Source organism: Micromonospora sp. URMC 106 (assembly GCF_051386395.1).
Taxonomy (GTDB): Bacteria; Actinomycetota; Actinomycetes; order Mycobacteriales; family Micromonosporaceae; genus Micromonospora.
The window spans coordinates 1-10,515 of record NZ_JBPQTP010000163.1 but is presented as its reverse complement, the minus strand read 5'-3'; the positions used below and the strand labels follow the sequence as shown (position 1 = coordinate 10,515).

11 protein-coding genes are annotated in these 10,515 nt (G+C 74.6%); 8 read left to right on the top strand and 3 right to left on the bottom strand.

The annotated features are described in order from the left end of the window. Positions 1–54: 54 nt before the first annotated feature. Positions 55–855 (bottom strand): PP2C family protein-serine/threonine phosphatase, encoded by an 801-nt coding sequence (locus ACSNOB_RS30205; protein ID WP_436690637.1) that lies wholly within the window; start codon positions 853–855, stop codon positions 55–57. A gap of 83 nt (positions 856–938) precedes the next feature. Here ACSNOB_RS30205 and ACSNOB_RS30200 point away from each other — a divergent pair, with 83 nt between their 5' ends. From ACSNOB_RS30200 to ACSNOB_RS30170, 7 genes are all read left to right on the top strand, one after another. Then, entirely contained in the window at positions 939–1,175 is a 237-nt protein-coding gene (locus ACSNOB_RS30200) for an HTH domain-containing protein (protein WP_089001290.1), read from the top strand. Continuing rightward, the gene (locus ACSNOB_RS30195) at positions 1,175–1,753 is read left to right on the top strand and encodes a Clp protease N-terminal domain-containing protein (protein ID WP_393104470.1); all 579 of its coding nucleotides are present in this window, start codon (positions 1,175–1,177) and stop codon (positions 1,751–1,753) included. Before ACSNOB_RS30200 ends, ACSNOB_RS30195 begins: the two co-directional genes overlap by 1 nt. A gap of 229 nt (positions 1,754–1,982) precedes the next feature. Continuing rightward, a complete protein-coding gene (locus tag ACSNOB_RS30190; protein ID WP_436690635.1) occupies positions 1,983–2,990 on the top strand; it encodes a diacylglycerol/lipid kinase family protein in 1,008 nt (335 codons plus the stop codon). Continuing rightward, the gene (locus ACSNOB_RS30185; protein WP_436690633.1) at positions 2,983–3,984 is read left to right on the top strand and encodes a YihY/virulence factor BrkB family protein; all 1,002 of its coding nucleotides are present in this window, start codon (positions 2,983–2,985) and stop codon (positions 3,982–3,984) included. The genes ACSNOB_RS30190 and ACSNOB_RS30185 overlap by 8 nt, the downstream gene beginning before the upstream one ends. 79 nt (positions 3,985–4,063) lie before the next feature. Beyond that, positions 4,064–5,554 carry a phosphatase PAP2 family protein gene (locus ACSNOB_RS30180; protein WP_436690631.1) on the top strand — a complete coding sequence of 497 codons (1,491 nt, stop codon included), beginning with the start codon at positions 4,064–4,066 and terminating at the stop codon, positions 5,552–5,554. A gap of 8 nt (positions 5,555–5,562) precedes the next feature. Then, entirely contained in the window at positions 5,563–6,366 is an 804-nt protein-coding gene (locus ACSNOB_RS30175) for an endonuclease/exonuclease/phosphatase family protein (protein WP_436690629.1), read from the top strand. A 38-nt stretch (positions 6,367–6,404) separates the two neighbouring features. Further along, positions 6,405–7,151, top strand: a complete 747-nt coding sequence (locus ACSNOB_RS30170) for a hypothetical protein (protein ID WP_436690627.1) — start codon at positions 6,405–6,407, stop codon at positions 7,149–7,151. A gap of 274 nt (positions 7,152–7,425) precedes the next feature. On the opposite strand, the gene ACSNOB_RS30165 is transcribed toward ACSNOB_RS30170, so the two are convergent. Both ACSNOB_RS30165 and ACSNOB_RS30160 read right to left on the bottom strand, forming a co-directional pair. Continuing rightward, a complete protein-coding gene (locus tag ACSNOB_RS30165) occupies positions 7,426–8,283 on the bottom strand; it encodes an alpha/beta fold hydrolase (RefSeq protein WP_436690625.1) in 858 nt (285 codons plus the stop codon). Continuing rightward, positions 8,280–9,242: a TIGR03557 family F420-dependent LLM class oxidoreductase gene (locus ACSNOB_RS30160; RefSeq protein ID WP_436690623.1), complete on the bottom strand. Its 963-nt coding sequence runs from the start codon at positions 9,240–9,242 to the stop codon at positions 8,280–8,282. Before ACSNOB_RS30160 ends, ACSNOB_RS30165 begins: the two co-directional genes overlap by 4 nt. Positions 9,243–9,481: 239 nt before the next feature. On the opposite strand from ACSNOB_RS30160, the gene ACSNOB_RS30155 reads away from it, so the two are divergent. Beyond that, positions 9,482–10,515, top strand: a 1,034-nt coding sequence (locus ACSNOB_RS30155; protein ID WP_436690621.1) for a glycoside hydrolase family 5 protein, incomplete at its 3' end; no start/stop codon positions are given.

The following is a 10,515-nucleotide window of genomic DNA, read 5'->3' as shown; positions in this document are numbered from 1 at the left end:
GGCCGGCACCCCGCACGGGGTGCCGGCCAGCGGCGTTTCCGGCGTTCGGAGGTGTCAGCGGGAAGCCGCGGGGTGGACCCGGACGACCACGGCGGTGGCGTTGTCGTCGCCGCCGGCGGTCAGGGTGGCGTCGAGCAGGTCCCGGACCGCCTGCTCCGGTCGCGCCGCCGCCAGGAGTTCCCGGGTCAGGTGGTAGTCGACCTGGTCGCTGACCCCGTCGGTGCAGAGCAGCCAGACGTCGCCGGGGCGCAGCGACACGGCGAGCAGGTCGGCCTCCGGCTCGTTCGGGTGGCCGGCGTAGCGGGTGAGCTGGTAGCGGGCGCGGGCGGCGGCGGGGGAGTCGGCCGGGTACCACCCGTGCAGCACCCCGAGCCAGGCCGCGGTGTGGTCGACGGTGACCAGTTCCAGCAGGCCGTCGCGCAGCCGGTACGCGCGGGAGTCGCCGAGCTGGACGAGCCAGCCCTGGCCGCCGTCGGGCTCCGCGAGCAGGGCGGTGAGGGTGCAGCCGGTCAGCTCCGCCAGGCCCGCGCCGGCGGCGCGTACGGCCGATTGCAGGTGGGCCACGGCGGCCCGCAACTGCCGGGGACCCACCTCGGGCCAGGCGGCCCGCACCTGCGCGACCAGGCTCTCCATCGCCGTCGCGCCGGCCCGGCGGCTGCCCTCGCCGGCGCCCATCCCGTCGGCCACCGCCGCGAACGGCAGGGCCGGGTCGACGTGCAGCACGTCGAAGTTCGCCGGGTAGCGGTCGCCGACCACGCTGCCGCCGACGGCCTCCAGCGTGACCGCGCCGAGCGGGAAGCGGCGCGGCTCACCGGGCACGGCGACCTCGCTGGACCTGCGGTGGGGACTGGGCACCGGCGGACGGTAGCACCGGGCCGACCGCGTCCGGGTGTCAACGCGGGTTGACAGGAGCCCGCTTGTCAACGTAGGTTGACGACATGAGTCAGGCAACGGAACTCGCCGCGGCGGCCGGCAGCACCGACCCCCGGGTCGGGCTGCGCGCCGTCCGCGCGCTGCGCCGGCTGCTCGAACGGCTCGAGGTGGTCCAGGTGGACAACGCCCGTCGACAGGGCTGGTCCTGGCAGGAGATCGCCGACGAGCTCGAGGTCAGTCGGCAGGCGGTCCACAAGAAGCACGCCGGGCGTCCGGCGGTCGGATCCTCCTGGGAGGCGTGATGTTCGAACGGTTCACCGACCGGGCCCGCACCGTGGTGCGCGTCGCCCGGGACGAGGCCCGGACCGAGGGCCAGCGGCCGGTCGGCACCGAGCACCTGCTGCTCGCCCTGCTCGCCGACGGCGACAGCCTGGCGTCGCGGGTGCTCACCGAGGCCGGCGTCCGCGCCGACGACCTGCGGGCCCGCGTCCGCCGGCACACCGAGCGGGGCGGCACCGGCCTCGCCGACGCCGACGCCGCCGCGCTGCGGGAGATCGGCATCGACCTCGCGGCCATCGTGGCGCGCATCGAGGAGTCCTTCGGCCCGGACGCGCTGCGCGAGGCGGCGCCGCCGCCGCGCCGCCGCTGGGGCCTGCGGCGGTACGCGGGCGGGCCCTTCTCCCCGCGCGCCAAGAAGGTGCTGGAGCTGGCGCTGCGGGAGGCGCTGCGGCTGCGCCACCGCCACATCGGCACCGAGCACATCCTGCTCGGCGTGCTCCGTGAGGGGCGCGGGCTGGGCGCGCTGGTGCTCACCGAGGCCGGGGCCGACCTGGACGACCTGCGCCGGCGGGTGGAGACCGCGCTGCGGGCCGCGGCCTGACGCCGGCCCGCCCGGGGCGGGCGGGATCGCCGCCCCGGGCGGACGAATGGCCGCCGCCACCCTGGCCGCACCGGCCGCACCGGCCGCACCGATCGTGGCCGCACCGGCCGCGCCGATCGTGGTCGGGCGGTCCGCTCCGGCGAGCCGCGTCCGCAAACCCGTTTTCGCTGCGCGTAAGGTCACCGCCCGCCGGGTCGCTGCCGGGCCGGTTCTCCTGCACACTGGCGCCGTGGATGCTGGACAGGACAGGCGCGCGGCGCACGGCGGCGGCGGCGGTCTGCGCTCCGCCGTGGTGGTCAACCCGGTGAAGGTGGCCGACCTCGACGAGCTGCGACGGACGGTCCACGACGCCCTCGCCGCCGCCGGCTGGCCCGAGCCGCTGTGGTTCGAGACCACCGTCGAGGACCCGGGCCGCGGTCAGACCGAGAAGGCCGTCGAGGCCGGCGTGGACGTGGTCTTCGCCTGCGGCGGCGACGGCACCGTGATGTCCTGCGTCAGCGGCCTGGTCGGCACCGACGTGGCGCTCGCCGTGCTCCCCCAGGGCACCGGCAACCTGCTCGCGGCCAACCTGGGCCTCTCCGGGGACCTGGCCGCCGGGCTGGAGGTCGCCGTCGAGCGGGGCCGCCGGCTGCTCGACGTCGGCGCGGTGGAGGACCACTACTTCACCGTGATGGCCGGCATGGGCTTCGACGCCCAGATGCTCGCCGACACCTCGGAGACCACGAAGAGGCGGTTCGGCTGGCCGGCGTACGTCGTGGGGGCCGCCCGGCACCTGCGCGACCGGCCGATGAAGGTGTCCATCCGCATCGACGACCAGCAGCCGATCCGCCGCCGGGCCCGCTCGGTCCTGATCGCCAACGTCGGGCGCCTCCAGGGCGGCGTACGCCTGCTCACCGAGGCCGAGCCCGACGACGGCTACCTCGACGTCGCGGTGCTCACCCCGCGTACGCTGCGGCACTGGCTGGCCCTCGGCTGGGCCGTCGTACGCAAGCAGGACCGCGTCCCCCGGATGGAGGTCTTCCGGGGTCGGCGCGTGGAGATCACCAGCAACCGGGCCCAGCCCCGGGAGCTCGACGGCGACCTCATCGCGCCGGGCCGCACCCTGAAGGCCGAGATCCGACGGCGGGCGCTGTGGCTCTGCGTGCCGCAGCCCGAGCAGGCCCCCGACCTGGCCGACGACGCGCAGGCAGCCGGGGAGCGGGGCGAGGAGCTCATCGAAGAGGCGCGCCGTGAGTAGCACCCGGATCGTGCCGGAGACCCGGCTGATGCCCGACGAGGAACTCAACGCCGACGACGCCTGGCACACCCTGCGCCGCCACGGCGGCTGGCACCTGCTGCGGGACGCCTTCATCCGGTTCCGCTACGGCGACGGGTTCAGCCACTCCCGCGCCTTCGCGCTGCAACTGTGCCTCGCCGTGGTGCCGTTCCTGATCGCGCTGACCGGCCTGATCAGCGAACTCGGCGTCGAGGAGGGCGGCCAGGTCGTCGCCGACACGGTGCTCGCGCTCACCCCCGGGGCGAGCGAACCGATGGTGGCCGAGCTGCTCGGCGAGGGCGACCGCACCGAACGCGCCGGGGAACTGGCGCTCAGCCTCGGCCTGGTCACCGGCCTGGTCGCGCTCACCAGCACCATGGCGCAGATCGAGCGCGGGGCCAACCGGATTTACGGCGTGGAGCGGGACCGCCCGGCGCTGTGGAAGTACGTCCGCGCCGCCGTCCTCGCCCTCACCGCCGGCGTGCCGGCGCTGACCGGGTTCCTGATCCTCGTCGGCGGCGGGCCGATGGGCGACTCGGTGCAGCGGCACTACGCCTGGGGCGAGTTCGCCAACGGCGTCTGGGACGTGGTGCGCTGGCCGCTCAGCCTCGGGCTGACCGTCCTCGCCGTCGCGGTGCTGTTCCGGCACGCGCCCCGCCGCAACCAGCCCGGCCTGTCCTGGCTGTTCTTCGGCGCCGGGATCGCCACCGTGCTGTGGTGGGTGGCCAGCCTGCTGCTCGCCGCGTACGTGCGGTTCAGCGACGGGTTCGGTCAGACGTACGGCGCGATGACCGGGATGATGGCGCTGCTGCTGTGGGCCAACCTGACCGGCATGGCGCTCTTCGGCGGGCTGTCCTTCGCCGCCCAGTTGGAGGCGCTGCGGATCGGCGTGCGCGAGCCCGCCCAGCCGGACCTGTGGGAGCCCGAGGCCGAGCGCGAGGAGTTCCGCGACACCGGCGAGATGACCTCCCTGTAGTCCGTTTCGGACACCACCGCGGTGTACGCGGAGCGCCGATCGGGTATTGCGGCACGCCAGAGGCGAGAGGGAGGCTGCCGTGGGCGCGGTCAAAGAGGCGTTGCGACGACCCCTGGGTCACTTCACCGAACGGACGCTCGTCGGCCTGGCGGTCGTGCTCGGCGCCGGGGTGGGCTTCGGGGTGCTCCTCGTCCTGGTCCGGACCCGGTGGACCCCGCTCTACGACGTCGACCACGGCGTGGCCGCCTGGCTCAACGACCTGGTCGCCCCGCACGGGCCGCTGGTGACCGTGCTCAACGCGCTCACCGACCTCGGCGGCCGGGCGGTCATCATCTGGCTGGTGTCGGTCGCCGTGGTCGGCCTGCTCATCCGCCGGCAGGGCCGGCTCGCGGTGTTCCTGATCGTCACCGGCCTGGGCGCGCTGATCCTCGACCCGGCGCTCAAGACCCTGGTCGACCGCCTGCGTCCGGAGGTGGAGGTGCCGATCGGCAGCTACGCCGGGGACAGCTTCCCCAGCGGGCACGCCCTCGGCTCGATGGTCGCGTACGGGGCGCTGTTGCTGGTCTTCCTGCCGGCGATGTCGCGCCGCTGGCGCAGGCCCGCGATCGCCCTGGTCGCCACCGTCGTGTTCCTGATCGGTCTGACCCGGATCGCGCTCGGCGTGCACTTCGTCTCCGACGTGCTCGGGGCCTGGCTGCTCGGCGCCGCCTGGCTCGGCGTCACCGCGTACGCCTTCCGGCTGTGGCGGCTGGAGCGGGGCCGGCGGGTCCCGGCGCTGACGGAGGGGTTGGAGCCGGAGGCCGCCACCGACGTGGCGCCCGCCCCCGACGAGGCGCACCTGCTGCCGCACCCCCGCGCCGCCGTGTTCGAGCTGCTCGTCGGCTGGGTGCTGGTCCTCGGCGCGCTCTACGGCTTCGGCATGTTCGTCAGCTACCACGCCGGGGGCACCTTCTTCGCCACCCTCGACACCGACGTGCCCAGGTGGTTCGCCGAGCACCGCACGCCGGGCCGGGACGACTTCAGCTACTGGTGGAGCAAGGCCGGCGACACCCACGCCATCCTGCTCATCTCGCTGGTCTTCTGTCCGCTCGTGCTGGCCGTGTGGCGGCGCTGGCGGCCGGTGCTCTTCGTCGCGCTGACCATGTTCGGCGAGCTGAGCCTCTTCCTCGCCTCCGCCGCCGCGGTCGACCGGCCGCGGCCGCCGGTGGGCAACCTCGACGGCCCGATGCCGACCTCGTCGTTCCCGTCCGGCCACATCGCCGCCACGCTGTGCGTGTGGGTCGCCATCGCGATCATCGTCTTCCCGCGTACCGACCGGTGGTGGCGGTGGATCTTCGTGGCGCTGGCGGTGGTGATGCCGGCCGGCGTGGCGATCTCCCGGATGTACCGGGGGATGCACCACCCCACCGACTTCATGGGCGCGATCATCCTCACCGCCCTGTGGATCGGGCTGCTCTACTGGGTGGTGCGCCCCAACGAGGACCTGCGCGAGGGCAACCGACCCAGCATCGAGTCCGAGGACGTGCGCGCCCTCGACGACGAGTTGGCCAAGGCCGCCCGGGTGGACTGACGCCGGCCATGCTGCGGGTGATGACCTGGAACATCCGGACCGGCGGGCGGGACCGGGGCGGCGCCGACCGCCGCGACCGGCTGGTCCGGGTCGTCGCCGAGCAGCGGCCCGACGTGCTGGCGCTGCAGGAGCTGCGGGACTTCGACTCGGGCGGCGTGCTCGGCGACTTCGCGGACCGGGTGGGGATGCGTCCCCACCTGGCCTGGTCCTGCTTCGGCCAGCCGGTGGCGGTGCTGCTCCGGCCGCCGCTGCGCGCCCTCGCCGCCGCCCGGGTGCGCCGGCCGTTCCACCACGCCGCGCAGCGGGTCACCGTGGCGACCGACGCCGGCCCGCTGACCGTGCTGAGCGTCCACCTGGACCCGTACCGGGGGCTGCGGCGGCGCGTCGAGGCGGGCTGGGCCGCCGCCGCGCTGCGCCGTGCGCCGGGGGAGCTGGGGTTGCTGGCCGGGGACCTGAACACCCTCGACCCGCTGGCCGACCACACCGACCGGATCGCCCGGCTCCCCGCCGCGTACCGCCGTCGTCACCTGCGCCGGGACGGGCGGACGGTGGAGACCCGGGCGGTGGCCCGGCTGCTCGCCGCCGGCCTGGTCGACCTGTACGCGGCGGCCGGGACGGCCGACGGCGGGCTGACCGCGCCCACCCGGCACGGCGGCGGCGCGGAGTTCTCCGGCATGCGCCTGGACTACCTGTTCGGCACCGCGGCGCTGGCCGGCCGGGCGCGGGACTGCCGGGTGGTGCGGGGCGGCGAGACCGAGTACGCCTCCGACCACTACCCGGTCGTCGCGGACCTGGCCCTGCACCCGGCCTGATCCGGTGGCCGGTAGCCGGTGGCGGTTACCGTGAGCCGGTGATCGACTCGCCGAACCCCGCGCCGACGGGCGGCCGGACGCCGGCCGAGCCCGCCCCGCTGCTGGTGGCCGTCGCGCGGGGGATCGCGCTGGTGGTGGTGGTGCCCGTGCGGTTGGCCTGGGAGGTGGTCGCCGCGATCGGCCGGTGCCTGCACCGCTGGCTGCTCGCGCCGGTCGGCCGGTTCCTGGACCGCTGGCTGCTGCGCCCGCTGGGTTGGCTGCTGCGGACCCTGCTGTGGGTGCCGCTGTGCTGGCTCGGCCGCAGCCTGGCCTGGCTGCTCCGCACCCTGGTCTGGGTGCCGCTGGTGTGGCTCGCCCGCGGGCTGGCCTGGCTGGCCCGCACCGTGGTGTGGATGCCGTTGGCCTGGCTGGCGTACCACCTGCTCTGGGTGCCGCTGCGCTGGCTGGGCCGGCTCCTCGCCCCGCTCGGGCGCCTGCTGGTGGCCGGGCTCCTGACAGTGGGACGGTGGCTGCTGGCCGTCGGCCGGGTGCTGCTCGACGCGGCGGCGTGGGCGTGGCGGACGGCCGGCCGGCTGCTGTGGTGGTGCTACGCGCTCACCCTGCGGCCGTTCGTGCTGGCGGCGGGCTGGCTGTGGCGGCACGCCGTCCGTCCGGTGGGCCGGGCGGTCGCCGCCGCGTGGCGGGCGACGGTGTCGCCGGTGGCCCGCTGGCTGCGCCGCAGCGTGCTCGACCCCGTGCGTCAGGCGACCCGCGAGACCCTGACCGCCCTGGGCCTGCGTCGCTGACCGATGGGCGCCCCGGCCGGCCCGGTGGTCCCCGGCCGGCCCCGGCCGGCCCCGGCCGGTAGATCTTGGTGCGCAGAGGCCCCCCGAGGGGCCGGTTCCTACCAAGATCTCCGGCGGGGACCGCTGCCGAGGGGCGAGCGGCGGTGTGGGTTACAGGACCAGGTTGAGCAGGACGGTCAGGACGACCGAGGCGACGATCGAGAAGAGGATCATCAGCAGGCAGCCGAGGCCGCCGCCGGCGGGCCGGATCTCCGTGTTGCCGATGCGCATGTGATCACCTGTTCGTCAGCGACGGGGCGAGAAGGGCACGGATCGCGTCGGCGACCTGCGCCGGCGCGGTGGTGGCGACGTTGTGCGCGGCCCCCGGCACGGTCAGCGTGCGGGCGTGCGGCACCAGCCGGGCCACCTGCGAGCGCCAGGGCGCCGGCACGACCGGATCCCGGGAGCCGGTGACCACCAGGGTGGGCGCGGTGATCCGGACCAGGTCCGCCTCGACCCCGTTGCGCACCGAGTGCGACAGCGTGGCGTGGACCCGCCAGGGGCGGGCGTCGACGACGTCCCGCACCAGGATCGGCGCCTGCAACGGCGCCTCCCGCAGGGTGTCCACCAGCCAGCGTCCGAACTGCCCCCGCCGGGACCGGGCGGCCGGGTCGCTGGTCGGGCCCGCGAGCACCACGGCCCGGACCGCGTCGGGGTGCCGGGCGGCCAGCGCCGCGACGACCTCCGCGCCGAACGAGTGCCCGACCAGGCAGACCGGCGGCATCCGGTACGCGGCCAGCCAGGCGGCCAGGTGGTCGGCGTGCCGGGGCACGTCGTACGCCGTGCCGGGGCGCTCGGTGAGCCCGAAGCCGGGCAGGTCCGGCGCGTACACGGGGTGGGTGTCGGCCAGCGCCAGGGCGAGCGGGGTCAGGTAGCGGTGGGAGACCGCCAGCCCGTGCACCAGCACGACCGGGGTGGCGCCGGTGCCCGGGTCGGCCGTGCGGCGGGTGTGCGTACGGAGCCCGTCAACGAGCCGCCACTCGCTGGTCAGACCGGCGGCCGGGCGCGGTGCGGCCAGCGCGAGGCGCAGCTCGGCCGGGCCGAACCGGCCGGGCGGGGTCGCCCGGGGCCGCCGGGTCGGCGAGATCCTCACAGCTCGCGCAGCCGGGGCAGCAGCTGCTCCTGCGCCCAGTCCAGGAACCTCGGCTGCGTCTCGCCGCCCACCTGCACGATCGCCACGTGGGTGAAGCCCGCGTCGACGAACTTCTTGAACGCCTCGACGTGCCGGTCCACGTCGGGCCCGCAGGAGATCCCCTCGGCCACGTCCTCCTCGCGGACGAACTGGGTGGCGGCGGCGAACGACTCCGGCCCGGGCAGGTCCGCGTTGACCTTCCAGCCCATCCCGAACCAGCGGAACTGGTCGTGCACGATCTTGCGGCACTCCGCCTCGTCCGGGCCGTAGCAGATGGCCACCTGCCCGTAGCGGGGCTGCCCGGCGCCGCCGGCGTCGTCGTACATCTCGATGATGTGCGGGTCCGGCTCGGTGGCGACGATGCCGTTGCCGTACTCGGCGGCGAGGGTGGCCGACTGCCGGCCGGAGGCGGCGACGGCCATCGGCACCGGGCGGTCCGGCCGGTCCCACACGTACGCGTCGGGCACGTCGTAGTGGTTGCCGGAGAAGGTCAGCGTCTCCCCGTTGAGCAGGGGCCGGATGATCTGGAGCGCCTCCTCGAACATCTCGTGCCGCTGCTGCACGTGCGGCCAGCCACCGACGACGTGCTCGTTGAGGTTCTCGCCCGCGCCCAGGCCGAGGGTGAACCGGCCGTCCGAGAGGACGCCGACGGTGCTGGCCTTCTGCGCCACGACCGCCGGGTGGTAGCGGCGGATCGGGCAGGTCACGAAGGACATCAGCTCGGCCCGGCTGGTGGCGTGCGCGACCGCGCCGAGCACCGACCAGGCGTACGGGGCGTGGCCCTGCGAGTCCAGCCAGGGGTAGTAGTGGTCGGAGATGACGAGCTGGTCGAAACCGGCCGCCTCCGCCCGCACCGCGTGGTCGACCAGTTGCTTGGGGCCGGCCTGCTCGCACATCAGGGTGTAACCGACCTTGACCATGGTGTCTCCTTCCGACCCGGGCGGATCATCCCCGGATACCCCGGCCAGGGCGGCTCAACCATCCGCGTCCGGTATTCCGGGACCACTCCTTAACCGGTTCATTGCGCGCCCGGACCGATCGGCCTACGCTGATCCGTGCGCCGCCGAGAGCCGGGCGGCGGCTGTCGGGCTGCAGCCGCCATCCCCCTGTGACGTCCCACCCCCACCCGGGCAACGGGGGTCCTCCCTTGAGGAAGGCCATGAAGAAACGACTCTCCGCCGCCGGTGCGGCCCTGCTCGCGCTGCTGGTCGCCGTGCTGGCGTTCGGCCAGCCCGCGCGGGCCGCGACCGGCTTCTCCGTCGCCGACGGCAAGCTCTACGACGCGAACGGCAACGAGTTCGTCATGCGCGGCGTGAACCACGCGCACACCTGGTACCAACAGCAGACCAGCTCCTTCGCCAACATCAAGGCCCTCGGCGCGAACACGGTGCGGGTGGTGCTGGCCAGCGGCCAGCGGTGGGCGAAGAACGACACCGCCGACGTCGCCAACGTCATCTCGCTGTGCAAGGCCAACCGGCTGATCTGCGTGCTGGAGGTGCACGACACCACCGGCTACGGCGAACAGAGCGGGGCGGCCACGCTGGACCAGGCCGTCGACTACTGGCTCAGCATCGCCGGCGCCCTCGCCGGCCAGGAGAAGTACGTCATCGTCAACATCGGCAACGAGCCGTACGGCAACCAGGGCTACGCCTCCTGGGCCACGGACACCTCGAACGCGATCAAGCGGCTGCGCGCCGCCGGGCTGGACCACACGATCATGGTGGACGCGCCCAACTGGGGCCAGGACTGGTCGTTCACCATGCGCGACAACGCCGCCTCGGTGTTCGCCGCCGACCCCGACCGCAACACCGTCTTCTCCATCCACATGTACGGCGTCTTCGACACCGCCGCGGAGATCAGCGACTACCTGGGCCGGTTCCGCGCCGCCAAACTGCCGATCGTGGTCGGCGAGTTCGGCTTCGACCACTCCGACGGCAACCCCGACGAGGACACCATCCTGTCGTACACCCAGGCCAACGGGATCGGCTACCTGGGCTGGTCGTGGAGCGGCAACGGCGGTGGCGTCGAGTACCTCGACATGGTCACCAACTTCAACCCGGCCAGCCTGACCAGCTGGGGACAGCGGATCTTCAACGGCGCCAACGGCATCAAGGCGACCGCGAAGGAGGCGACGGTCTTCGGCAGCGCCCCGCCGACCACTCCGCCGCCCACGACCCCGCCGCCCACGACGCC

Bases quoted from the DNA above. Each gene is read 5' to 3' on its own strand.
- ACSNOB_RS30175 (WP_436690629.1), top strand. From the start codon at position 5,563: ATGCTGCGGGTGATGACCTGGAACATCCGGACCGGCGGGCGGGACCGG.
- ACSNOB_RS30195 (WP_393104470.1), top strand. From the start codon at position 1,175: ATGTTCGAACGGTTCACCGACCGGGCCCGCACCGTGGTGCGCGTCGCC.
- ACSNOB_RS30160 (WP_436690623.1), bottom strand. From the start codon at position 9,242: ATGGTCAAGGTCGGTTACACCCTGATGTGCGAGCAGGCCGGCCCCAAG.
- ACSNOB_RS30200 (WP_089001290.1), top strand. From the start codon at position 939: ATGAGTCAGGCAACGGAACTCGCCGCGGCGGCCGGCAGCACCGACCCC.